We start from the raw sequence: 21,668 nt of genomic DNA, 5'->3' as shown, positions 1-21,668 counted from the left end.
GACCTCGGAGGTCATCGACAGTCCGCCGGGGACGCCCGCAGAGTCGAGACAGCAACCGTTCCGACCAGGGAGACGACCATGACGGACACCACCACCACCGAGTCCGACGCCCGGGCGCTCGACCTCCTCGACCGCTACGTCCGGTTCTGGAACGCCGGCAGCGAGGAGGAGCAGCGGCGGCTCGCCGACGAGGTCTTCGCGGAGGGCGTCGAGTACAGCTCCCACGTCGGCGTCTTCGGCGGCAAGCAGGCGCTGGCCGGCTTCCGCCGGCAGTTCGCCGACCACGTGGGCGCCTTCACCCTCCGGCTGCGCGAGCAGCCGCAGCGCCACCACCACTGCGCCCGCCTGAAGTGGGAACTCCTCACCGGCAAGGAGGAGACCTCCTTCGCCACCGGCACCGACGTCCTCAGCATCGCCGACAACGGCCGCATCGTCTCGATCATCGCCTTCCTCGACCAACCCCCGGAGGGCTTCACCCCGGACCCGCACCGCTGACCACTCCCGGATCGGAGGCGACCAACTCGACCTCGAACCCGTCCGCGTCCTCCAGATAGGCGGCATAGTGCCGCTCACCGCCAGCGTGGGGATGGCGATCGGGGAAGAGGAGGCGCCAACCGTGCCGCGGGGCCTCATCGGCGAGGGCATCGACCGCCGCCCGTCCGTGGACGTGAAAGGCGAGATGGTTCAGTCCCGGACGGCGGCGGTCGTGGACGTCCGAGGTGAGCGCAGGGGACTGCTCGACGACCAGGTAGGTGCCGCCGAGGCGCCAGCTGCGGCCCTCGGGCCAGTCCTGGTAGGGCTGGTAGCCCATGGCGGTGAGCAGCCATCCGAGACTTCGGACGGCCCGGCCGAGGTCGGGGACCCAGAGTTCGACGTGGTGGAGGGTGCCTGCCCGGGGGGTGGCCATCCGCGCTCCGATCCTCGACGGCCGGGCCCGGCCGGGGGTCTCCTCGGGGCCGCCGCCCCTGCCGCCGCCCTCGCCGGTCGCGATCCCGGCCACGGTCAGCGAGTCGGCGTACCGCTGGGCGATGAGGATAGCGCCACGGCTCCGGAACACCGCCGGGCCGCCGGGCTGTCGGGCCGCCGGGGCAAAGGCGGTTCGTCGGTGGGAGGTTGAGCTTCCTCTCATGGCTGAATGTCAGTCTGGAGGGCATGACGACGACACTGACGAGCGAACCGGTGGCCGGGCTGCTGCGCCGGCTCTACGAGGACGCCCGGCGCAGCGGGGAGGACTTCAACCGGCGGATGTCCGAGCTCTCCGCCTCCGAGCGGGCGGCGATGGAGCACGACTCCCGCGCCTACTACGCGGCGGCGCGGACGCTGTACCTGGCGGTATCCCCGGAGACCGGCCGGCTGCTGTACACCCTGGTCCGGGCCCGGAGGGCGCGTGCCGTCGTCGAGTTCGGCACCTCCTTCGGCGTCTCCGCGATCAGCATGGCGGCCGCCCTCCGCGACAATCCCAAGCCGGCGGCGGCCGCCGACGGCCGGGAGCCCGGGCTCCCCCGTCTGATCGGCAGCGAGTACGAGCCGTCCAAGGCGGAGGCGGCGCGCGCCTCGCTGGCCGAGGCGGGGCTCGGCGACCTGGTGGAGGTCCGGGTGGGCGACGCGCTGGAGACCCTCGCTCCGGACACCCTCCCGGCCCCCGTCGACCTCCTCTTCCTGGACGGCGCCAAGGACCGCTACCTGGACGTGCTGAAGCTGGTGGAACCGGCCCTGGCGCCGGACGCGCTGATCGTGGCCGACAACGCCTCGCGCGCGCCGGCGCTCCTCGACCACCTGCGCAGCAGCCGGGACTTCCTCCCGGTGGGCGGCGTCCAGCGGGACGTCGAGATCGCCCTCCGCTCGGTCTGATCCTGACGGTTCGTCAAGCCCGCGCCCGCGTCCGGAACCGGACACCGGCCGGTTCGGCGGGAACCGCCTGCGGCGGCAGGCGGGCGATGACCGCCTCCGGTCCGCCAGTTCGAACGTCATCGCGCAGGATCGATCACCGACACTCAGACGTTCACAGGTAAGCGCTGTCTACAGAGGTCTTCCCCCACAGGTTCAATCACCGTATCTTGCATACGACTTGGCGGAGCGGGCGACACCGTCGCGTTGCGTATGAAACGTTTTACTATCATGCGTTTCGCAATATATGCCCGAATTGTCCGGTCGCCCCGCTCCACCGCTCCCCCGCCCGATCGACCGCACCCCGACCGGAGGCCCCATGCCCGCGACCGCCGCCGCGCCCGCGCCCGCCCCCGCGCTCGCCGCACAGGCCCACCCCTCCCCCGCCGCGAACCCCGCCCACTCCCCGGCCTCGGCCCCGGCCGCGCGACCGCGCTCCCCGCCGAACCGGACGCCGCCGGACAGCCCCCGGCGGAGGGGCTCACCGAACAGGAGCACCTCCTCCTGGTCCTCCTCTGCCGCGGCCTCCCGGAGGAGGCGATCGCCCGCCGGCTGCTCACCTCCTCCCGTACGGTCCGCCGCCGGATCCGGGCGCTCTGCGACCGGCTCGGCGTGCGCACCCCTCTCCAGGCCGCGGTATGGGCGGCCCGGCGGGGCCTGATCTGACGCGCCCACCCGGCTGAGCGGGCGTCAGCGGCGGGCCGCCCGGCCGGGCCGCGTCCGGGGCCGCGCCCTCGGCCCCGGCCCCCGCCGCCCCTGACCGCTACTGATCAGCCGGGCGCCGGGCCACCAGCAGGTCCACCACGTACGCCTCCTCGACCACCCCGTCCGGGAAGAGCGCGGCCAGCCGCCTCCGCTCCTCCGCCAGGAACGCCCCGGCCCGCTCCTCCCCCAGCACCAGCAGCGCCGAGTGGCTGCCCAGGTTCGCCAGATGGAGTTCGGCCGGCACCCGCCGGCTCCACGGGATCAGCCGCCGCACGGCCCCATAGCCGGCCAGGCCGGCGACCTCCACCGCCCGCGCGTCGCCGAGGTTCCGCGCCCCCGGCGCCGCCTCCACCCCGCAGTACCGCGCCATCCGCTGGTGCTGCTCCGCGATCCAGTCCCGGCCCAGGTCGCTGGTGTTCCACCAGAGCGCCAGCGCGCCGCCGGGCCGCAGCACCCGCCAGGCCTCCGGCAGCGAACGGCGCTGCTCGGTCCAGTGCCAGGACTGGGCGTAGGCCACCAGGTCGAAGATCCCGTCCGCGAACGGCAGCGCGTTGCCGTCGCCGCGCACCAGCGGCAGGTCCGGCAGCGCCCGGCGGAACTCCGCGGCCATCCCCTCGGCCGGCTCCACCCCCACCACCTCGGCTCCGCGCGCCCGCAGGGCGGCCGAGGCGATCCCCGTCCCGGCCCCGATGTCCGCCACCCTGGCGCCGGCGAGCCGGCGTCCCGCCGACTCCGCCAGCACGTCGAACAGCTCGCCGGGGTAACCCGGCCGGGCGGCCGCGTACCGCCCGGCGACCCGGCCGAAGGAATCCGCTCGCGCTTCTCGTTGCCCAGTCATCCGCCGATTCTCCCCGACGCCGGCCCCCGAAGGTTTCCGGCCAGCCGGCCGGCGGCCGTCCGGTGAACGCCGATCGGCCGCTGCGCCACGGCGGAGTGCCCGCGCGCAGGGCGGAAGCGGACCCCGGGCCCCCGCTCCGGGGCCTTCGCAGGCCGGGGCGCCGGGCAGCGGGCGCGGGCCGGAATCCGTACCCCCGGGTACCCGGAGGACGGCCCGGCCGCCGATGGCCGGTGCGCGGCTCGGCGGGGGCCGGGCGCGGCGGTAGCGTCGGCCGGGTGGGAGACGACGCGCGGCAGCGGATCGGCTGGGCCGAGGGGACCCGCCGGCTCGCGCGGGCGCTGGGCACCGAGCCGCGCTCGGTCGGCGCATACGCCGTGGAGAAGCTGATCGCCGTGCGCGAGCAGCCGCCGCCGTACCGCCCGGACCCGGACTGGGAGAGCCGGTTCCACGCGCTGCTGGGAGCGCCCTGGCCCTGCCCGGAGTCGCTTGCCTGCAACCGCAGTTGGGAGGCGGCCCGGCGCCGGGTGGAGTCGGCCGGGGCCCGGCTCGGCCGGCACACCTACGGCGCCTACAGCGACGGCGACCGGGCACTCACCCGGGCGGCCTGGTGCGCGGTCCGCCATCTGCGGCCGAGCACGGTCCTGGAGACCGGTGTGGCGCACGGCGTCTCCACCCGCGTCATCCTGGACGCCCTGGACGCCAACGCGGACTCCTCCGCCACCCTCTACAGCGTCGACCAGCCGCACCTCTTCCACCCGGAGCTCCACCGGCTGACCGCGGTGGCCGTCCCGCCGGAGCAGCGGATCGGCGGCCGCTGGAAGTACCTGCCGGGCTCCAGCCGCCGCCGGCTACCGCCGCTGCTGCGGGGGCTGGGCGCGGTGGACCTCTTCCTCCACGACAGCCTCCACACCGAACGCAACACCCGCTTCGAGATGACCCGGGTGGCCGCCGCCCTCCGCCCCGGCGGCCTGATGGTGATCGACGACATCAGCACCCACCGGGCCTTCCCCCGCTTCACCGCCGCCCACCCGGAGTTCACGGCGCTGGTGGCCGCCTCGGAGGACGGCGAGGGCCTCTTCGGCATCGCCGTACGGCCACGCTGACCGGGGGCGGACGGGGCACCCGGGGCGGACGGGCCGGACGGGGCGGACGGGGCACCCGGGGCGGACCGGGCAGACAGGGCGGCCGCGGCCGCTCCCGGCGGTCACTCCCCGGCGCTCTCCGCCTCCCCGCCGAGCCTGGCCAGGCCCCGGTCCAGGACCGTGACCAGGAGGTAGAGGAGGCCGGCGGCGAGCATGAACGAGGCGAGGTGGTGGAGGCCCGCGTCGGTGACGTGCGCGCCGTAGGACCAGGCGGTGGCCGCGGAGGCGACCATCGAGCCGAGGTAGGCGAAGGTCCGCATCAGCCCGGCCGAGGCGGCGGTGTTCTCCGGGTCGGACTGGTAGTAGACCGAGTTCTGCAGGGCCAGGCTGTTCAGCCCCTGCGGGACGCCGAAGACCAGGCCCACCGCGATCACCAGCCACAGCGCGCTGCCGCCGCCGAGCAGCAGCATCATCGCGCAGGCGACGATCTGCCCGAGCGCCCCGACGATCAGCTTCCCCCGGACCCCCTTGCGGCGCCCGGTCAGGGTGGAGACCCCGATGGCGACCACGAACATCGGCAGCTGCATCAGCGCGGTCTCGGACGGCGTGAGCCCCCGCCCCTCCTCCATCCACTGCGTGAACCCGTAGAGGACCGAGTAGGCGACGACGTAGGCGGCCAGCGTCCGGCCGTAGGTGCGCAGCAGCGGAGCGTTGCCGGCCAGCACCCGCAGGTCGATGAAGGGCGACTCGACCCGGCGCTCGCGGCGCGCGAAGGCCGCCCCGGCCAGCACGGCGACGGCGAGGAGGGCGTAGGAGACCGGGCCGAGGTGGGTCAGGTCCATCAGGAAGAGCAGCAGCGACACCAGCATCACCGCGAAGACCGCCATCCCCGGCAGGTCCAGCTGCCGGGCGAGTCCGGCCCGCCGGCGCCCGGCTTCCGCCGTCGCCCCGGACCCCGACCCGGACTCGGAGCCGGCCTCCGCCTCCGCGTCCGGCACGGACGCCGGCGCCGCCGTGCGCGGCAGCCGCAACCAGCCGAGCACCAGCGCGGCCAGGGCGAGCGGGATGTTCAGCGCGAAGGTGGTGCGCCAGCCGCCGAGCCCGATCAGCAGCCCGCCCAGGGACGGGCCGATCACCGCGATGGTCTGGTTGGTGACGGCGAGGACGGTGAGCACCCCGGCCGGGCTGTCCTCCCCGGTCCGCCGGGCCTCGGCCCGGATGAGCGACATCGCGGCCGGATAGCCGGCGCAGGTGCCGAAGCCGAGCAGCACCCGGGCGGCGATCAGCACCCCCAGGTCCGGCGCCAGCGTCCCGACCACCCCGGCCAGCCCGACCAGGGCCGTGCTGAGGAGGAAGAGCCGGCGGGGCCCGAAGAGGTCGATCAGCCGGCCGACCACGGGCTGCCCCAGCGCGGTGGCCAGGTACAGCGCGGACACCAGCCAGGCCGTCTCGGAAGGCGGCGCCCCGAACGCGACCCCGATCGGAACCAGCGCGACCGCGATGATCGACGAGTTGATCGGGTTCAGCATCGAACCGATCATCATCGCCGGCAGCAGTCGGCGGTCGAAGCCCTCTGCGGACCGCTTCCCGGATCGCTGGACGGCCGCACCCGCGGTCTCGGCCGACTCCGCCATGCCGCCTCACTCCCTCTCGTTCCACGCCCAATACATACAGCCTAAACTAAACAGGCCAGCCTGTCTAATTGGTTCTTGTCTACCGACCGAACATTCGGTACGGTGCTGCCGACGGCGAATACGCCACCGCCCCGAGGGGAGCGAGATGACCGACGCGACCGAGGAGTACGCCGACTTCGAGGCGACGATCGCGCGCGACCAGCGGATCGAGCCCCGGGACCGGATGCCGGACGGCTACCGCGCGACGCTGATCCGGCAGATCGCCCAGCACGCCCACTCCGAGATCATCGGCATGCAGCCGGAGGGCGCCTGGATCACCCGCGCGCCCAGCCTCCGCCGGAAGGCGATCCTCTTCGCCAAGGTGCAGGACGAGGCCGGCCACGGCCTCTACCTCTACTCCGCGGCCGAGACCCTCGGCGCCGACCGGGCCGACCTCACCGAGCGGCTGATCAGCGGCCGGCAGAAGTACTCGTCGATCTTCAACTACCCGACGCCGGGCTACGCCGACGTCGGCGTCATCGGCTGGTTCGTGGACGGTGCCGCGATCTGCAACCAGGTGCCGCTCTGCCGCAGCTCCTACGGGCCCTACGCGCGGGCGATGGTCCGGATCTGCAAGGAGGAGTCCTTCCACCAGCGCCAGGGCTACGAACTGCTGCTGACCATGATGCGCGGCACCGACGAGCAGCGGGCGATGGTGCAGGACGCGGTGAACCGCTGGTGGTGGCCCTCGCTGATGATGTTCGGCCCCCCGGACGGCGACTCGCCCAACTCCGAGCGCTCGATGGCCTGGAAGATCAAGCGGCACTCCAACGACGAGCTGCGCCAGCGCTTCGTCGACATGACCGTCCCCCAGGCCGAGTACCTGGGCGTCACCCTGCCCGACCCCGAGCTGCGCTGGAACCCCAACAAGGGCGAGCACGGCCGGTACGACTTCGGCACCCCCGACTGGTCCGAGCTCAAGCGGGTGATCTCCGGCGACGGCCCCTGCAACGCCGAGCGCGTCGAGCGCCGGCGGGCCGCCCACGAGGACGGCGCCTGGGTGCGCGAGGCCGCGGCGGCGTACGCCCGCAAGCAGGCGGCGAAGCAGGAGGGGAAGCAGCGATGACGGAACGTCGGGAATGGCCGCTCTTCGAGGTGTTCGTGCGCGGCAAGCGCGGCCTCAACCACGTCCATGTGGGCTCGCTGCACGCGCCGGACGCCAGGATGGCCCTCAGCCACGCCCGCGACCTGTACACCAGGCGCAACGAGGGGGTCTCGATCTGGGTCGTGCCCAGCTCGGCCATCACCGCCTCCACCCCGGACGAGAAGGACCCGTTCTTCCAGCCCGCGGGCGACAAGGTCTACCGCCACCCGACCTTCTACGACATCCCCGAGGACGTCCCGCACATCTAGGGAGCAGGGCATGAGCGCCGACGACGACGCCGACGACGCCACCGACAACGTCTACCTCTCGCTCGCCGAGACGCACGGGGACGACGCCCGCTGGGCCTTCGGCACCGGCTTCACCGACCCCCTCCACGGGGTCGACACCACCGTGCCCGAGGAGGTGGACCGCGCCGAGCTGGCCGCCACCTGCCTGGCCCTGGCCGACGACGCCCTGGTCGCCGCCCAGCGACTGGCCGAATGGTGCACCCGGGCGCCGGAGCTGGAGGAGGAGGTGGCGCTCGCCAACATCGGCCTGGACCTGATCGGTCAGGCCCGCCTCCTCTACACCCGCACCGGCACGGCCGACGGCACCGGACGGGACGAGGACGACTACGCCTACCGGCGCGACCCGGACCGGTTCCGCAACCTCTGCCTGGCCGAACTGCCCAACGAGGACTTCGCGTTCACCATGGTGCGGCTGCTCGCCCTGTCCTCCTGGCGGCTGTCCCTGCTGGCCCGGCTGCGCGGCCACCGGGACCCGCTGCTGGCCGCGGTCGCCGCCAAGTCCGTCACCGAGCTGGCCTACCACCGCCGATACGCCGCCGACTGGGTGCTCAGGCTCGCGGACGGCACGGACGAGTCACGGAGCCGCACCGTCCGCGCGCTGGAGGAGCTGGCCCCGTGGCTGCCCGAGCTGGTCGAGGCGGACGCGGAGGCGGCCGCCGACGCCCTCTCCGAGCTCCAGCAGGTGCTGGGGGCGGCCCGGCTGACGCTCCCTCAGGTCAGGGACCGTGGCCCGGCCGAAGCCCCGGCCGGGCGGGAGGGCGTCCACACCGCCCATCTCGCGCCCCTGCTCGACGAGTTGCAGGGGCTGGCCCGCGCCCATCCGGGAGCCCGCTGGTGACGGCGCCGGCGGAGCTCGGCAGGGAGCGGGCGGTGCGGATCGCCTCCGCCGTCCCGGACCCCGAGCTGCCCTTCCTCACCCTGGCCGATCTGGGGGTGCTGCGCGGGATCGGCTACGACCCGGAGGCGGGCGAGGTCACCGTCGAGCTCACCCCGACCTATCTCGGCTGCCCGGCGGTGGCCGAGATGCGGGCGGTGCTGGACGCCCGGCTGCGGGCGGCCGGGTTCCCGAGGGTCGAGGTGCGGACGGTGCTCAGCCCGCCCTGGACGCCGGAGCTGATCAGCGCGGAGGGCCGGCGGAAGCTCGCCGAGCACGGCATCGCGCCCCCGGTCGGCTCCGCCGAGTCGGCTGCCGGCGGGCCCGTTCCGCTGCGGCTCGGGCCGACCCGGCACCGGGCCGCAGCCGAGGGCGCGGTCGACCCCGTCCGCTGCCCGCGCTGCGGGTCCGCCGAGACCGTCGAGACCTCCGCCTTCGGCGCCGCCCCCTGCCGCTCGCTCTGGCGGTGCGAGAGCTGCCTGGAGCCGTTCGAGCACATCAAGTCCCTGCCGGGAGGCATCAGTTGACCGCGTCCACCGCGATGAGCCCGCAGCAGCGCCGCCGCCGGCCGGTCTTCCACCGGCTGGCGGTGGCCGGGGTCGAGCCGCTCTGCGCCGACGCCGCGGCCGTCACCTTCGCCGTACCGCCGGAGCTGGCCGGGGAGTTCGCCTTCCGGCCGGGGCAGGCGCTGACCCTACGGCGGACGGTGGACGGCCGGGACGAGCGCCGCTCGTACTCGATCTGCGCCGCCGCGGGCGAGCCGCTGCGGATCGGCGTCCGCGAGGTCCCCGGCGGGATCTTCTCCTCCTGGCTGGTGCACGGCGTGCGGCCGGGGGACGAGGTCGAGGTGCTGCCGCCGAGCGGCGGGTTCACCCCGGAGCTCACCACGCCCGCCCGGCACGCCCTGGTCGCGGCCGGCTCGGGGATCACCCCGATGCTGTCCATCGCCGCCTCCGTCCTGGCCGCCGACGAGGGGTCGACGGTGGTCCTCTTCTACGGCAACCGCCGCACCGACACGGTGATGTTCACCGAGGAGCTGGCCGACCTGAAGGACCGCCACCCGGCCCGCTTCCAGCTGGTGCACGTCCTGTCCCGGGAGCCGCGGGAGGCCGAGCTGCTGTCCGGGAGACTCGACCGGGAGCGGCTGGCCGCGCTGGTCGGCGCCTTCGCCCCGCCGTCCGCCGTCGACCACTGGTGGCTGTGCGGCCCGCTGGCGATGACCGAGGGCGCCCGGGCGCTGCTGCTCGACGAGTGGGGCGTCCCGGCCGAACGGGTCCACCGCGAGCTGTTCCACGCCGACGACGAGCCGGCCCCGGAGCCGCTGCGGCATCCGGACGGCTCGCCGGCCGGGCCGACCACCCGGGCCGCGGTCACCCTGGACGGGCGGACCAGCTCGGCGGCGGTGCCGAGGGACGTGCCCCTGCTGGACGCCCTCCAGCGCACCCGGCCGGACCTGCCCTTCGCCTGCAAGGGCGGGGTCTGCGGCACCTGCCGGGCCAGGCTCGGCTCCGGCGAGGTGCGGATGCGCCGCAACTACGCGCTGGAGCCGGCCGAGACCGCCGCCGGGTACGTCCTCACCTGCCAGAGCCTGCCGCTGACGGACCAGGTCGAGCTCGACTTCGACAGCTGACGGGTCGTCAACCCACCGGCGGCGTCCCGTGGGTGTGGAAGGACTCGATCGTCTTCAGCCCCCAGGCCTGGCCCTTGGCCCGCTCGGCCTCGGTCCAGGTGACGGTCCGCCAGTCGGGGGCGAGGATCAGCCGGGTGTTGGGGTTGCAGAGCTCGATCCGGTTGCCCCCGGGCTCGTAGACGTAGAGGAAGAAGGTCTGCTGGATGGCGTGCTTGTGCGGGCCGGTCTCGATGAAGACGCCGTTCTCCAGCATGATGTCCGCCGCCCGCAGGATGTCCTCGCGGGTGTCGGTGGCGAAGGCGATGTGGTGCAGCCGGCCGCGGGTGCCGGTCCAGTCCTCGGTGTAGACCACGTCGTAGGACTTGTTGCCGAAGGAGAGCCAGCGGGCGCCGTAGCGCGTCCTCTCGGTGTCCTCCAGCAGGATCTGCTCGGTGATCCGGGCGCCGAGGACGTCCCGGACGAAGTCGCCGTTCGGCCCCACCTGGGCGGCCAGGAAGTTGACGTGGTCCAGGCGGCGCGGGGAGACGCCCTTGCCGGGGTAGCGCTGCGGCTGGTTCTTCAGCGCCGGCTGCTGGTCCTCGGGGGCGGTGTACCACTCGCTCGCGTAGTAGAGCTCCAGCTCGTGGCCGTCCGGATCGGTGAAGACGTAGGTGTCCCCGATGCCCGGGCGGCCCTCGGTCCAGCCGATGCCGAGGCCTGCCTGCTCGATGGCGGCCACCCGGCGCTTGAGCGCCTCCTCGCTGGAGGCGCGCAGGGCGGTCCGCCGGATCCCGGAGCTGCCGTGGGCGGTCAGCACCAGGCTGTGCCGCTCGTAGTCGTCCCAGGTGCGGAGGTAGACCGAGTCGCCCTCGGTGGAGACCACGCTCATCCCCATCACCTCGGTGAAGAACCACAGGCTCCGCTCCGGAGTGGGCGTGAGGAGTTCGACATGACCGAGATGGGCGATGTCGTGGACGAGCTCGGTGGCCATCTCGGCCGGCGCCGGGGAGGTGGTGGGCACCCAGGCGGTGGCCGTGGCGACGGGCACGTCGGGCGCCGACTCGGGGGTGGACGGGACTGCGCCGGAGGGCGGCATCGCTGCTCCAGGAAGGAAGGGTACGGGTGGGGACGGGAAGCCCGGGGTCGGGAGGCCCGGGACCGGGAAGCCCGGTCAGTGCCCGCTGTCGCTGGCCGGGCCGGGGTAGACGGTGCCGTCGAAGATCCGCCGGGCGGTGCGGACCACTCCGGAGCGGAGCAGCCGCGGCGGCCTGCCGTCGCCCGGCGCGTCGATCTCGATGGCCACGTCGAGGTGCCCGGTCGGGTGCTCCAGCCGCAGCGGCTCGCCGGACGGCGGGAACTCGGCGTGCCGGCGGCCGGTCGAGCCCTTGAGGAGCAGCCCGCTCGCCACGCTGACCGCGGCGACCACGCCGATCGCGGCATGCGCCCGGACGGGGATGAAGCTGCGGGTGGCCACGGTGCCGCCGGGGGTGCGCGGCGGGGAGACCAGGGTGAGCTTGGGGACGGTGGTGGCGGTGGCCGGGTCCAGGCCCATCAGCGGCATGGCGGCGCTGCGCAGCGCGGCGATCCGGGCCGCCAGCTTCTCGTCCGCCTCCAGTTGCTCCGGCGTCTCGTCGCCGCGGAGGCCGAACTCCGCGAAGTCCTCGACGTCCAGCAGGACGACCGGCATCCCGGCGTCGACCAGGGTGGCCCGCACGCCGGGCAGCAGCTCGTCGACGACGTTGCCGGTGGGCAGCAGGCCGCCGCCCGCGTCCGCCGAGTGCGGGGAGTCCGCCGCGGAGTCGCCGAACTCCAGGACCACCGGCGCGGCCGTCCCCGGCACCCCCGGCGTCGTGGTGTCGCCGGCGTACCGGACCCGGCGCCCGGGGGTGCGGATCCGCGCGGTGGCGAGCTGACCGGTGTTCAGCATCCGTATCCGGACCGGTGTCTCGCCCTCCTCGGCGGCGACCAGGCCGCGTTCGATCGCGAACGGGCCGACTCCGGCCAGCAGGTTTCCGCAGTTCTGGGCGTCCGAGACGTCCGGCGCGTCCACCGCCACCTGGAGGAAGAGGTAGTCGACGTCGGCGGCCGGGTCCGCTGAGGCCGAGACCACGGCGACCTTGCTGGTCAGCGGGTGGGCTCCGCCGAGGCCGTCGATCTGCCGGGGGTCCGGGCTGCCCATGATCCGCAGCAGCAGGGCGTTCCGCTCGGCGGGGTCGGCGGGCAGGTCCCCGGCGAGGAAGTAGCCGCCCTTGGAGGTGCCGCCGCGCATCAGCATGCAGCGCACGCCGTCGGCTTCGGGGGCGGTGGCCATCAGCCCTCGGCCTCCTCTCGGGCGTACTCCTCGGCGGTGAGGTAGCGGACGCCGAGCTTGTCCAGCAGGGGACGCATCCCGTACCGGTCGAGGCCGAGCTCGCCCTCCCGGAAGGCGGCCCGGGTGGCCTCCTCCTTGTCCAGCCTGGCCTGGGACTTCTCCAGCGCCTCGGCGATCCGGCCGCGCGCCACCACCATCACCCCGTCGTCGTCGGCGACCAGCGCGTCGCCGGGCCGGATGGTCTGCCCGCCCACCGACACCGGGACGTTGACCGCCCCGGCGGTGGCCTTGACGCTGCCCTGCGCGCTGACCGCGGCGGACCAGCCGGGGAAGCCCATCTGCCGCAGTTCCTCGGTGTCCCGGATGCCGGTCGTGGTGACCACCCCGCGCACCCCGCGGTGCTGGAGGGCGGTGGCGAAGAGCTCGCCGAAGAGCCCGTCGGTGGACGGCGAGGTGGTGGTGACCAGCAGGACGTCACCGGGCCCGCACTGCTCGACGGCGGCGTGGATCATCAGGTTGTCGCCCGGCCAGCAGACCGCGGTGACCACCGAGCCGGCGATCCGGACGCCCTGCTGCACGGGCCGCAGCCCCGGGCCGAGGTATCCGGTGCGGCCCAGCGCCTCGTGGACGGTGGCCACGCCGTAGGGCGCGAGCCGGTCGAGGTCGGCCAGGGCCGGCCGTGGGACATCGGTGACGATCACGTTCTTCAACGGGCACCTCCGGAGGGGCGGGGAGGGGGCGGGGCGGCCGGTTCAGCGGGCGCCGCGGGCCTCGGCGGTCCGCAGGGCGTCGATGACGCTGGCCAGATGGGTGCGGGCGGCGGTCTCCGCGCGCTGCGGGTCGTGCGCGCCGATGGCCTCGACCAGGGCCAGGTGCTCGTCCAGCGAGACCTGGGGGCGGCCGGGCTGGAGGGCCAGCCGGAACTGGTGCCGGACCAGCTGGGCATTGAGCCGCTCCAGCATCTCGGTGGCCGTGTGCTGGCCGGCGATGTCCCGGATGCGGCGGTGCAGCTCGTGGTTGAGCTCGGAGTACTTCAGCGGCTCGCCGGCCGCCACGGAGTCCTTCAACTGCTCGCCGAGCACCCGGAGTTCGTCGACCTGCCGGTCGGTGGCGCGCTCGGCCGCCTTGGCCGCGCAGAGGGCCTCCAGCATCATCCGGCACTCGGTGATCTCCACCGCCTCGGCGAGCGAGACCGCCCGGACCCTGGCGCCGCGGTTGGGGATCCGCTCGACCAGGCCCTCGGCCGTGAGGTCGAGGAGGGCGGCCCGCACGCTGGCCCGGGTGACACCCAGGTCCTCGGCGAGCTCGGCCTCCACCAGGCGCTGCCCGGGCGCCATGTCGCCGGTCCTGATGGCCCGGCGCAGGGCATCGAGGGCGAGCTCCTTGCCCGCGGCTCCCCGCTCGGCACCGCTGGCGGACTCTGCTGACACAGTCGGACTCCTTCGCGCTCCTACGCAGCCGTTGACGACCCTATGATGCACCAACGAAATCGTCAACAATATGGTTTACAACCCTTGCGCAAGGGTCCCCACCGGCCTAGAGTCCCCGCACACCCGAGCTCCTGCGCCTGAGCTCCTGCGCACCCGAGCGCTCCTGCGCACCGAGACGACAACGACGTTCATCGATGACCTAAAGGGGGAATCCACTCCGCCGACTTCGGCTTCGCCATGGGCCCGGCGCTGATCGGCGCGATCGCGCTGAGCAGGGCGGGATCGCTCTTCGACTCGGCGGTCTCGGCCGATCCGTCGCTGGGCGCGATCAAGCAGGCCGCCGAGGGCGCCGGACCGGTGGTGGTCAACTCGGTGCCGCCGGCCGAGGCCATCGGCAAGGCCGCCTCGCACGCCGTGCCGGCCCTGGGCAGCGGCTACTCGCTGGGCTTCCTCATCGTCGCCGTCGCGGCCCTGGCCTGCGCGGTCGTCACGGCCGGCTTCCTGGGCGGCCGCCAGGAGCAGGAGGAGGAGATCGCCATGGTCGAACAGCGGAAGGCCGCGGTCTGAGGCCTCCGGTCCGAGGCCTCTGACGGGGCGTCAGGACGCGTGAAGCGGCGGGCCGCCCCGGGGAGTCCTGCTCTCCCGGGACGGCCCGCGGTCTGCGTTCCCCTAGCTGACGAAGCTGACCTCGGGGTAGGACGAGGACGGCCCGTTCAGGATCGACCACTTCTCGCCCTTGAACTGGCTGCCGAAGAAGGCCGCCAGATAGGCGCGTTCGACCGTGACCGCGCGGGTCTGGCTGATCGTGCCCAGCTCGCTCTGCAGCTGGGTGGTCGACATGCCGAGGCGGGAGGCCTCCTGCGGCAGCAGGTACTCGTTGTCGCTGAAGCTGAGGTGCTTGGTGCCGGCCACCCGGACGTCGTACTTGGTGCCGGTGGTGGCGGCCCAGAAGGACCGCCAGCTGGAGTCCGTGCTCAGGTTGTGGCTCTGGGCGCTCATCAGCATGAACGGCCGCTTGCCGAGGCCCTTGCTGGCGACGGTGCCGTAGAAGGTGCCGTCCAGGTTGAAGCCGGCCTTGATCCGGCTGTCGTTGTACATCGCGGTGCCGGCCTCGGCGCCACCCAGGGACCAGCCGAAGATCCCCACCTTGCTCATGTCCATGGTGGTCGACAGACCGGTCGGCAGCGCGGACTTCTCCACCGTCGGGTTGGTGCCCTTGGTGATCGCGGTCAGCTCGTTCAGGGTGAAGCTGATGTCGGCCGAGCGCACCGCCAGGATGTCCGAGGCGTGGATGACCGACGGCAGCGCGCCCTTCTGGAGGGAGCCGTTGGGGAACTGGACCTCGTTGGCGTCGTGGGTGTGGTCGACCATCACCACGATGTATCCGCGGCTGGCCATGTCCTGCACCAGCGTGGTGCCGAGCGAGCGGTCCGAGCGGAGGCCGGTGGAGTAGAAGATCACCGGCAGCTTGCCCGCCGAGGTCAGCACGGGGGCGCCGGTGTGCCCGGCGGTGGTGGGCAGCGAGACCTGACTGCTGTTCAGACCCTGCCGGGACAGGAAGCTGTTGGCCGCGTTCGTCGCCAGCCAGGGCGAGTTGCCGTAGCCGGTGGTGGCGGCCGCCGGGTACCAGACCTGGACCATCAGGTCCCGGTAGGTGGTGCCGGAGACGTAGGGGTCCGGCCGGGAGGTGTCCCGCAGGTGCAGCGAGACGGTGCCGACCGGGTACTTGCCGATCGGGGCGGGCAGGGTGACCTTGGTCGGCGCCGTCAGGGCCCGCGGGCTCATCGTCGTGGAGCCGCTGCTCTTCTGAGGGAGCGTCGGAAGGTCGTTCTGCATCTGCGAGAGGGTCGCGTCCGGGCCGCCCCCGTCGTGCTGAAGGTCCCCGCCCTTGGCCGGATCGGTGTCCGGGCGGGCCGTGGCGGCCTTGGTGGCGGCATTCGCGGGTATCGCCCCGGCTCCGATCACCACGGCCAGCGCACCGGCGGTCGTCGCGGCGCGCGCGGCTATGCGGTTCGGCTGGCGACGGCGCGCATGCTTGCCCATGTACCCCCCTCGAATCGGCTGTGTACTGGCGCACACCGTACCGCCGTCATGAACCCGACCAACACGGGCCCCGCACATTTCCCTGACTTCGCGTGCGAACTGTCCTGATCCGTCCCGGAACGGCCGGCCCGGCGTTATGACTCCGTTGTCAGCAGGGGTCCCTGACCGGGCGTCACCGGTCGGCCGGCGCGGGCCGCGCGCATCCCCGCCCAGCGCTTGGCGGCCGGGAACGGCAGGTCGAACTGGTCCAGTACGCGGGCGGTGAGGTGGTCGACGATGTCGTCCACCGACTCGGGGTGGTTGTAGAAGGCGGGCATCGGCGGCACCATCCGGACCCCCATCCGGGAGAGAGCCAGCATGTTCTCCAGATGGATCTCGCTGAGCGGGGTCTCCCGGGGGACCAGCACCAGCCGGCGGCGCTCCTTGAGGACGACGTCCGCCGCCCGGCCCACCAGGCCGTCCGCGTAGCCGGCCCGGATGCCCGCCAGGGTCTTCATCGAGCAGGGCACGATCACCATGCCGTCGGTGCGGAAGGAGCCGGAGGAGATGGCGGCGCCCTGGTCCTCGGGGTTGTGCACCTCGTCGGCGAGGGCGGCGACCTCGCGGGCGGACCAGCCGGTCTCCAGCTCGATGGTGGTACGCGCCCAGCGGGACAGCACCAGATGGGTCTCCACGTCGGGCAGCTGCTTGAGCGCCTGGAGCAGCCGCACGCCGAACGGCGCCCCGGTCGCCCCGGTCATCCCCACGATCAGACGCATCCCCGCTCCGCTCCTCGCTCGACCTGCGACCAGGCCGGTCCTCTCCACGCTAGGGCGGCCCCGGGGGGCGATCGGGGTCTCCTCCCGACAGCCGATGTTCAAAATCGGTCAGGAAACCGGCGGCAGAGGGGTGCAACCGAAGGCCCGTCCGGGCCGTCCAGAGCATCGAGCCGCGCGCCCACCTCAGCGAAGGACCTGCCATGAGAACTCGGTTCCGCACCGCACGGCCTCTGCTCTGCGCACTCGCGGCAGCGGGCGCCGCGCTCGGCCTGGCCGCCTGCGACGGCGGGCATCCGTCCGCGGGCGGGGGCGCGGGCGGGACGACGAGCGCCGCACCGCTCGCCGGGGCGCCCACCACGGCGGCGCCCACCACCGCCCCGGCCACCGCGGCGCCCGCGGCCACCGCGCCCCGCACGGCGGCGCCCACCACGGCGGCCCCGGCCGCGAAGGCCCCCACCACGGCGGCGCCCACCACCTCGGCCTGCGCGAACCTCGCCGCGAGCAGCGCGGTCAAGGCGGCGGTGACCCGCGACTGGGGCGCGCAGTCCGTCCCCCGACTGCCGGACATCCAGCCGGTGCCGGGCAGCTTCTACTACGGGGTCTGCGCCGGGCACCTCTACGCGGCGGCCCGGTTCGCGCCGACCGCGGCCGCCGACGCGTCCGAGCGGACCGCCCTCCAGGACGAGGGCTCGGCCCGGAAGTACTTCATCTTCCGCGGCCCGGCCGGCTGGCGCCTCGCCGGCGGCGACGGGTTCCCCTCCACCGGCGGGTGCTCGATCGTGGTCCCCGCCGCGCTCGCCGCCGCCTGGCAGGACTGCCGTACTCCGTGAACGCGCCCCCCGGCGCCGCGTCAGAGGTGTGGTCCTGCGGCCCTGAGCTGGGTACGTTGGGGATCATGACGGCATACAAGACGGTGAACCCGGCGACCGGCGAGACCCTGAAGGAGTTCCCCGAGGCCACGGCGAAGGAGATCGAGGCGGCGCTGGCCGACTCGCACGCCGCCTTCCAGAGCTGGCGGCACTCCGCCGTCGCCGACCGCTCGGCGGTACTGCGCCGGGTCGGCGAGCTGTACCAGGAGCGCAAGGACGAGCTCGCCCGGATCATCAGCCTGGAGATGGGCAAGCCCTTCCGCCAGGCGCAGGGCGAGATCGACATCGTGACCACGATCTACCGCTACTACGCGGACGAGGGCCCCGGGTTCCTCGCCGACGAGGAGCTGTCGGTCAGCGGCGGCGGCACCGCCGTCGTCCGCACCACGCCGCTGGGCTCGCTCCTCGGCATCATGCCGTGGAACTACCCGTACTACCAGGTCGCCCGGTTCGCCGCGCCGAACCTGATGCTGGGCAACACGATCCTCCTCAAGCACGCGCCGAGCTGCCCGCAGGCCGCGCTGGCGATGGAGCGGATCTTCGCCGACGCGGGCCTCCCGGCCGGCTGCTACATCAACGTCTTCGCCACCAACGAGCAGGTCGCGGACATCATCGCGGACCCGCGCAACCAGGGCGTCTCGCTGACCGGCAGCGAGCGGGCGGGCTCGGCGGTCGCCGAGATCGCCGGCCGCAACCTCAAGAAGTGCGTGCTGGAGCTGGGCGGTTCGGACGCCTTCATCCTCCTCGACACCGAGGACGTGGCGAAGGCCGCGAAGATGGCCGCGGCCGGCCGGCTCGGCAACGCCGGGCAGGCCTGCAACTCGCCCAAGCGGTTCATGGTGCAGCAGGACATCTACGAGGACTTCGTCCGGGAGCTGACCGCCGCGGTGTCCGCGGTGCAGCCGGGCGACCCGCTGGACCCGAAGACCAGGTTCGGCCCGCTCTCCTCGCAGGCCGCGGCGGACCGGCTGCTGGAGCAGCTGAAGGACGCCATCGACAAGGGCGCGACGGTGCACACCGGCGGCGGAAGGGTGGACGGCCCCGGCGCCTACGTCCAGCCGACCGTGCTGACCGGGATCACCCCCGAGATGCGCGCCTACACCGAGGAGCTGTTCGGCCCGGCCGCGGTCGTCTACCCGGTGGCCGACGAGGACGAGGCGGTCGAGCTGGCCAACAGCTCGCCGTACGGGCTCGGCGGCGCGGTGTGGAGCCAGGACGTGGAGAAGGCGAAGTCGGTCGCGGACCGGCTGGAGACCGGTATGGTCTGGATCAACGGCCTCTCCGGCACCCAGGCGGACCTGCCGTTCGGCGGCATCAAGCGCTCCGGGATCGGCCGCGAGCTCGGCAAGTACGGGATGGCCGAGTTCGTCAACAAGAAGCTGATCCGCGTCGAGCGCTAGGCGGCGCCGCCTGCCCGGTGCCGGTCGCCCGGTGCCGGTCCGCCCGGTCCCGGTCCGCGCCCCGGCCCGGCGCGGTTCCCCGCGCCCCTCGGCCGCGCCCTTCGGCGTTCGAGGGGCGCGGCGTCCGGCCGGCGGGCCGCCGTCGCGATAGCGTCGATCGGGTACGACCGACCCACGCGATCCCCGGAAGGACTCCCCCATGTCCAAGCCCCCGCTTCCGCAGTCCGCGCAGGAGTTGCTGGCGCGGCCGAACCCCGCCGTGATCACCACCCTGCGCCCGGACGGGCAGCCGGTCTCCACCGCCACCTGGTACCTGTGGGACGAGGGCCGGGTGCTGGTCAACATGGACGAGGGCCGCAAGCGTCTTGAGCACATCCGCAACGACCCGCGGGTCACCCTCACCGTCCTGGACGGCGAGCAGTGGTACACCCACGTCAGCATCGTCGGCCGGGTCGAGGAGATCACCGAGGACACCGACCTCTCGGTCATCGACCGGCTGTCCGAGCAGTACCTCGGCAAGCCGTACGCGGTCCGCGACCGGAAGCGGTTCACCGCCGTCATCGCCGTGGACCGCTGGCACGGATGGGGCTCGATGAAGGACAGCTCGCAGGTCGGCTGAGGTCCCGGCGCCTCCGCACCGAAGCGCTCCCCCGGCCGCCTGCCATATGGTGGCCGGGTGAGCATTCTCGATGGCGCCCGCACGGGCATGAACCCCGACATCCGTCCGCAGGACGACCTGTTCGGCCACGTCAACGGCCGGTGGCTGGAGACGGTGCGGATCCCCGACGACCGGTCCAGCTGGGGGCCGTTCGTGCAGCTCTCCGACCAGGCGGAGCAGCAGGTCAAGGAGATCATCCAGGACCTGGCCGGCTCCGCCGACGGAGCGGGGGCCGCGCTGGACACCGAGGCCGGGAAGATCGCCGCACTGTACAACTCGTTCATGGACGAGGAGGCGGTGGAGGCCCGCGGTCTCGACCCGGTGCGCCCGCAGCTCCGGCAGGTCGACGAGCTGACCGATCTCCGCCAACTGGCGGCCTTCCTCGGCGCGTTCGAGCGCGAGGGCGGCTCCGGCCTCTTCGGCTCCTATGTGGACAGCGACGACCGGGACGCCGACCGGTACCTGGTCAAGATCGTCCAGGGCGGCCTCGGGCTGCCCGACGAGTCGTACTACCGCGAGGAGAAGTTCGCCGAGGCCCGGGAGAAGTACCTGGCCTACCTCACCGGGCTGTTCGAGCTGGGCGGGGTGCCGGAGGCGGCGGCCGCCGCGGCGACCGTGCTCCGCATCGAGACCCGCCTCGCCGAGGGCCACTGGGAGCGCGCCGAGACCCGCGACGTCCAGAAGACCTACAACCTCACCACCCTCGACGAACTCAAGGCGCTGGCCCCGGAGTTCGACTGGAGCGGCTATGTCGCCGCGCTCGGCGGCTCGGACGCGACGATCGCCGAGACCGTCGTCCGCCAGCCCTCCTACCTGGGCCACCTCTCGGCGGTGCTCGCCGAGGTCCCGGTCGAGGACTGGAAGCAGTGGGCGCGGGCGCGGGTGCTGCGCGCCGCCTCCCCCTTCCTCTCCTCGGCCTTCGTCCAGGCCGACTTCGACTTCTACGGCAAGGCCCTGAACGGCACACCGGAGCTGCGGGCCCGCTGGAAGCGCGCGGTCTCCTTCGTGGAGGGCTCGATCGGCGAGGCGGTCGGCCGGGAGTACGTCGCCCGGCACTTCCCGCCGTCGTCCAAGGCGATGATGGACCAGCTGGTCGAGAACCTGCTGCGGGCCTACCGGCGGTCCATCGAGAACCTCGACTGGATGACCGAGGAGACCAAGCAGCGGGCGTACGAGAAGCTGGAGACCTTCCGGCCGAAGATCGGCTACCCGGACGAGTTCCGCGACTACAGCGCCCTCACCGTCACCGCCGACGACCTGCTGGCGAACGCGCGGGCGGCGGCCGCCTTCGAGACCGACCGCGAGCTGAGGAAGATCGGCTCGCCGGTCGACCGCGACGAGTGGTTCATGCTGCCGCAGACCGTCAACGCCTACTACAACCCGGGCACCAACGAGATCTGCTTCCCGGCCGGCATCCTCCAGGAGCCGTTCTTCTCGCCCGAGGGCACGATGGCCGAGAACTACGGCGGGATCGGCGCCGTCATCGGCCACGAGATCGGCCACGGCTTCGACGACCAGGGCGCGCAGTACGACCCCAAGGGCAACCTCAACGACTGGTGGACGCCGGAGGACAAGGCCGCCTTCGAGAAGAAGTCAAAGGCGCTGATCGAGCAGTACAACGGCTTCTCACCGCGGGCGCTGCCCGGGCAGCACGTCAACGGCGCGCTGACGGTCGGGGAGAACATCGGCGACCTGGGCGGGCTGACGATCGCCCACAAGGCGTACCTCATCGCGCTGGAGGACCTGGCGGAGGAGGAGAAGAAGGAGCAGGCGGACTCCCGGTCGCTCTTCCTCAACTGGGCCTACGTGTGGCGCACCAAGCGCCGCAAGGAGCAGGAGGAGCAGTACCTCACCATCGACCCCCACTCGCCGCCGGAGTTCCGCGCGAACATCGTCCGCAACCTGGACGAGTTCCATGCGGCGTTCGGCACTCGCGAGACGGACGCGCTGTGGCTGGCGCCGGAGGAGCGAGTCCGCATCTGGTAGCGCCGCAGGCGCGCCTTCGCGCCGCAGGCGCGCCTTCGCGCCGCAGGCGCGTTCTTGCGCCGCAGGCGCATTCAGGGGCGCGGGGAACTGCGCGGCCAACCGACTACGGCGCCGCACCCGGATACGGAGCCTGGGCTGCAACCCAGTCGCCGT

23 protein-coding genes are annotated in these 21,668 nt (G+C 73.3%); 14 read left to right on the top strand and 9 right to left on the bottom strand.

Annotation, left to right across the window (positions count from 1 at the left end; translation table 11 throughout):
* Positions 1-78 precede the first annotated feature (78 nt).
* Positions 79-495, top strand: coding sequence for a hypothetical protein (locus tag BS73_RS31895; protein WP_037577842.1), 417 nt, complete (start codon positions 79-81; stop codon positions 493-495).
* Here BS73_RS31895 and BS73_RS31890 read toward each other — a convergent pair.
* Positions 473-907: a VOC family protein gene (locus tag BS73_RS31890; protein ID WP_037582155.1), complete on the bottom strand. Its 435-nt coding sequence runs from the start codon at positions 905-907 to the stop codon at positions 473-475. The genes BS73_RS31895 and BS73_RS31890 overlap by 23 nt on opposite strands.
* 245 nt (positions 908-1,152) lie before the next feature.
* Between BS73_RS31890 and BS73_RS31885 the strand changes: the two genes are divergently transcribed.
* The gene (locus tag BS73_RS31885; RefSeq protein WP_037577841.1) at positions 1,153-1,851 is read left to right on the top strand and encodes an O-methyltransferase; all 699 of its coding nucleotides are present in this window, start codon (positions 1,153-1,155) and stop codon (positions 1,849-1,851) included.
* Between the two features lie 267 nt (positions 1,852-2,118).
* Complete coding sequence (locus tag BS73_RS40140) at positions 2,119-2,553, top strand: LuxR C-terminal-related transcriptional regulator (protein ID WP_084704968.1); 435 nt, start codon at positions 2,119-2,121, stop codon at positions 2,551-2,553.
* 97 nt (positions 2,554-2,650) lie between these two features.
* Here the strand turns inward: BS73_RS40140 and BS73_RS31875 are convergent, their stop codons facing one another.
* A complete protein-coding gene (locus BS73_RS31875) occupies positions 2,651-3,430 on the bottom strand; it encodes a class I SAM-dependent methyltransferase (RefSeq protein WP_037577839.1) in 780 nt (259 codons plus the stop codon).
* 275 nt (positions 3,431-3,705) lie between these two features.
* Between BS73_RS31875 and BS73_RS35330 the strand changes: the two genes are divergently transcribed.
* A complete protein-coding gene (locus BS73_RS35330; protein ID WP_152617796.1) occupies positions 3,706-4,533 on the top strand; it encodes a class I SAM-dependent methyltransferase in 828 nt (275 codons plus the stop codon).
* Positions 4,534-4,634: 101 nt separating this feature from the next.
* Here the strand turns inward: BS73_RS35330 and BS73_RS31865 are convergent, their stop codons facing one another.
* Complete coding sequence (locus BS73_RS31865; protein WP_084704508.1) at positions 4,635-6,146, bottom strand: MFS transporter; 1,512 nt, start codon at positions 6,144-6,146, stop codon at positions 4,635-4,637.
* A gap of 145 nt (positions 6,147-6,291) precedes the next feature.
* Here BS73_RS31865 and paaA point away from each other — a divergent pair, with 145 nt between their 5' ends.
* The 5 genes from paaA to paaE are packed head-to-tail and all read left to right on the top strand — an operon-like array spanning position 6,292 to position 10,081.
* Positions 6,292-7,251: a 1,2-phenylacetyl-CoA epoxidase subunit PaaA gene (gene paaA, locus BS73_RS31860; RefSeq protein ID WP_037577838.1), complete on the top strand. Its 960-nt coding sequence runs from the start codon at positions 6,292-6,294 to the stop codon at positions 7,249-7,251.
* Positions 7,248-7,538 carry a 1,2-phenylacetyl-CoA epoxidase subunit PaaB gene (gene paaB, locus BS73_RS31855; protein WP_037577837.1) on the top strand — a complete coding sequence of 97 codons (291 nt, stop codon included), beginning with the start codon at positions 7,248-7,250 and terminating at the stop codon, positions 7,536-7,538. Before paaA ends, paaB begins: the two co-directional genes overlap by 4 nt.
* Before the next feature lie 10 nt (positions 7,539-7,548).
* The gene (gene paaC / locus BS73_RS38505; RefSeq protein WP_037577836.1) at positions 7,549-8,415 is read left to right on the top strand and encodes a 1,2-phenylacetyl-CoA epoxidase subunit PaaC; all 867 of its coding nucleotides are present in this window, start codon (positions 7,549-7,551) and stop codon (positions 8,413-8,415) included.
* The gene (gene paaD / locus BS73_RS38500) at positions 8,409-8,978 is read left to right on the top strand and encodes a 1,2-phenylacetyl-CoA epoxidase subunit PaaD (RefSeq protein ID WP_037582147.1); all 570 of its coding nucleotides are present in this window, start codon (positions 8,409-8,411) and stop codon (positions 8,976-8,978) included. The genes paaC and paaD overlap by 7 nt, the downstream gene beginning before the upstream one ends.
* A 14-nt stretch (positions 8,979-8,992) precedes the next feature.
* Positions 8,993-10,081, top strand: coding sequence for a 1,2-phenylacetyl-CoA epoxidase subunit PaaE (gene paaE, locus BS73_RS31840; protein WP_037582145.1), 1,089 nt, complete (start codon positions 8,993-8,995; stop codon positions 10,079-10,081).
* 7 nt (positions 10,082-10,088) lie between these two features.
* On the opposite strand, the gene BS73_RS31835 is transcribed toward paaE, so the two are convergent.
* From BS73_RS31835 to BS73_RS31820, 4 genes are all read right to left on the bottom strand, one after another.
* Positions 10,089-11,051, bottom strand: a complete 963-nt coding sequence (locus BS73_RS31835) for a catechol 2,3-dioxygenase (RefSeq protein WP_037582143.1) — start codon at positions 11,049-11,051, stop codon at positions 10,089-10,091.
* Positions 11,052-11,231: 180 nt separating this feature from the next.
* The gene (locus BS73_RS31830; RefSeq protein ID WP_037577835.1) at positions 11,232-12,371 is read right to left on the bottom strand and encodes a PrpF domain-containing protein; all 1,140 of its coding nucleotides are present in this window, start codon (positions 12,369-12,371) and stop codon (positions 11,232-11,234) included.
* Positions 12,371-13,081 carry a 4-carboxy-4-hydroxy-2-oxoadipate aldolase/oxaloacetate decarboxylase gene (locus BS73_RS31825; RefSeq protein ID WP_037577834.1) on the bottom strand — a complete coding sequence of 237 codons (711 nt, stop codon included), beginning with the start codon at positions 13,079-13,081 and terminating at the stop codon, positions 12,371-12,373. The genes BS73_RS31830 and BS73_RS31825 overlap by 1 nt, the downstream gene beginning before the upstream one ends.
* A gap of 42 nt (positions 13,082-13,123) precedes the next feature.
* Positions 13,124-13,801 carry a GntR family transcriptional regulator gene (locus BS73_RS31820; protein WP_037577833.1) on the bottom strand — a complete coding sequence of 226 codons (678 nt, stop codon included), beginning with the start codon at positions 13,799-13,801 and terminating at the stop codon, positions 13,124-13,126.
* A gap of 237 nt (positions 13,802-14,038) precedes the next feature.
* Between BS73_RS31820 and BS73_RS31815 the strand changes: the two genes are divergently transcribed.
* Positions 14,039-14,368, top strand: coding sequence for a hypothetical protein (locus tag BS73_RS31815; protein WP_037577832.1), 330 nt, complete (start codon positions 14,039-14,041; stop codon positions 14,366-14,368).
* Positions 14,369-14,470: 102 nt separating this feature from the next.
* Here BS73_RS31815 and BS73_RS31810 read toward each other — a convergent pair whose 3' ends face one another.
* The gene (locus BS73_RS31810; RefSeq protein WP_037577831.1) at positions 14,471-15,844 is read right to left on the bottom strand and encodes an alpha/beta hydrolase family protein; all 1,374 of its coding nucleotides are present in this window, start codon (positions 15,842-15,844) and stop codon (positions 14,471-14,473) included.
* 134 nt (positions 15,845-15,978) lie between these two features.
* Entirely contained in the window at positions 15,979-16,602 is a 624-nt protein-coding gene (locus tag BS73_RS31805) for a non-oxidative hydroxyarylic acid decarboxylases subunit B (protein ID WP_037577830.1), read from the bottom strand.
* A gap of 200 nt (positions 16,603-16,802) precedes the next feature.
* Here BS73_RS31805 and BS73_RS37940 point away from each other — a divergent pair, with 200 nt between their 5' ends.
* The 4 genes from BS73_RS37940 (at position 16,803) to BS73_RS31785 (ending at position 21,515) form a co-directional block, all read left to right on the top strand.
* Complete coding sequence (locus BS73_RS37940; RefSeq protein ID WP_051941222.1) at positions 16,803-17,432, top strand: hypothetical protein; 630 nt, start codon at positions 16,803-16,805, stop codon at positions 17,430-17,432.
* A gap of 65 nt (positions 17,433-17,497) precedes the next feature.
* Positions 17,498-18,871: an NAD-dependent succinate-semialdehyde dehydrogenase gene (locus BS73_RS31795; RefSeq protein WP_037577829.1), complete on the top strand. Its 1,374-nt coding sequence runs from the start codon at positions 17,498-17,500 to the stop codon at positions 18,869-18,871.
* 199 nt (positions 18,872-19,070) lie between these two features.
* Positions 19,071-19,490: a PPOX class F420-dependent oxidoreductase gene (locus BS73_RS31790; RefSeq protein WP_037577828.1), complete on the top strand. Its 420-nt coding sequence runs from the start codon at positions 19,071-19,073 to the stop codon at positions 19,488-19,490.
* 57 nt (positions 19,491-19,547) lie between these two features.
* Complete coding sequence (locus tag BS73_RS31785; RefSeq protein ID WP_037577827.1) at positions 19,548-21,515, top strand: M13 family metallopeptidase; 1,968 nt, start codon at positions 19,548-19,550, stop codon at positions 21,513-21,515.
* Positions 21,516-21,668: the final 153 nt, after the last annotated feature.

The sequence above is a fragment of the Phaeacidiphilus oryzae TH49 genome (genome assembly GCF_000744815.1).
GTDB classification, from domain to species: domain Bacteria; phylum Actinomycetota; class Actinomycetes; order Streptomycetales; family Streptomycetaceae; genus Phaeacidiphilus; species Phaeacidiphilus oryzae.
Note: the sequence above shows the minus strand (reverse complement) of the source record. Positions and strands in the feature narration are given on the sequence as shown.

What these genes read in the sequence shown, in the direction of transcription:
- BS73_RS37940 (WP_051941222.1), top strand. Translation starts at nt 16,803, where the DNA reads ATGAGAACTCGGTTCCGCACCGCACGGCCTCTGCTCTGCGCACTCGCG.
- BS73_RS31885 (WP_037577841.1), top strand. Translation starts at nt 1,153, where the DNA reads ATGACGACGACACTGACGAGCGAACCGGTGGCCGGGCTGCTGCGCCGG.
- BS73_RS31830 (WP_037577835.1), bottom strand. Translation starts at nt 12,371, where the DNA reads ATGGCCACCGCCCCCGAAGCCGACGGCGTGCGCTGCATGCTGATGCGC.
- BS73_RS31790 (WP_037577828.1), top strand. Translation starts at nt 19,071, where the DNA reads ATGTCCAAGCCCCCGCTTCCGCAGTCCGCGCAGGAGTTGCTGGCGCGG.
- BS73_RS31805 (WP_037577830.1), bottom strand. Translation starts at nt 16,602, where the DNA reads ATGCGTCTGATCGTGGGGATGACCGGGGCGACCGGGGCGCCGTTCGGC.
- BS73_RS31815 (WP_037577832.1), top strand. Translation starts at nt 14,039, where the DNA reads ATGGGCCCGGCGCTGATCGGCGCGATCGCGCTGAGCAGGGCGGGATCG.
- paaB (WP_037577837.1), top strand. Translation starts at nt 7,248, where the DNA reads ATGACGGAACGTCGGGAATGGCCGCTCTTCGAGGTGTTCGTGCGCGGC.
- BS73_RS31890 (WP_037582155.1), bottom strand. Translation starts at nt 907, where the DNA reads ATGGCCACCCCCCGGGCAGGCACCCTCCACCACGTCGAACTCTGGGTC.
- BS73_RS31835 (WP_037582143.1), bottom strand. Translation starts at nt 11,051, where the DNA reads ATGGCCACCGAGCTCGTCCACGACATCGCCCATCTCGGTCATGTCGAA.
- paaE (WP_037582145.1), top strand. Translation starts at nt 8,993, where the DNA reads ATGAGCCCGCAGCAGCGCCGCCGCCGGCCGGTCTTCCACCGGCTGGCG.
- BS73_RS31865 (WP_084704508.1), bottom strand. Translation starts at nt 6,146, where the DNA reads ATGGCGGAGTCGGCCGAGACCGCGGGTGCGGCCGTCCAGCGATCCGGG.
- BS73_RS31810 (WP_037577831.1), bottom strand. Translation starts at nt 15,844, where the DNA reads ATGGGCAAGCATGCGCGCCGTCGCCAGCCGAACCGCATAGCCGCGCGC.
- BS73_RS31795 (WP_037577829.1), top strand. Translation starts at nt 17,498, where the DNA reads ATGACGGCATACAAGACGGTGAACCCGGCGACCGGCGAGACCCTGAAG.
- BS73_RS40140 (WP_084704968.1), top strand. Translation starts at nt 2,119, where the DNA reads ATGCGTTTCGCAATATATGCCCGAATTGTCCGGTCGCCCCGCTCCACC.
- paaA (WP_037577838.1), top strand. Translation starts at nt 6,292, where the DNA reads ATGACCGACGCGACCGAGGAGTACGCCGACTTCGAGGCGACGATCGCG.
- paaC (WP_037577836.1), top strand. Translation starts at nt 7,549, where the DNA reads ATGAGCGCCGACGACGACGCCGACGACGCCACCGACAACGTCTACCTC.
- BS73_RS31875 (WP_037577839.1), bottom strand. Translation starts at nt 3,430, where the DNA reads ATGACTGGGCAACGAGAAGCGCGAGCGGATTCCTTCGGCCGGGTCGCC.
- BS73_RS31895 (WP_037577842.1), top strand. Translation starts at nt 79, where the DNA reads ATGACGGACACCACCACCACCGAGTCCGACGCCCGGGCGCTCGACCTC.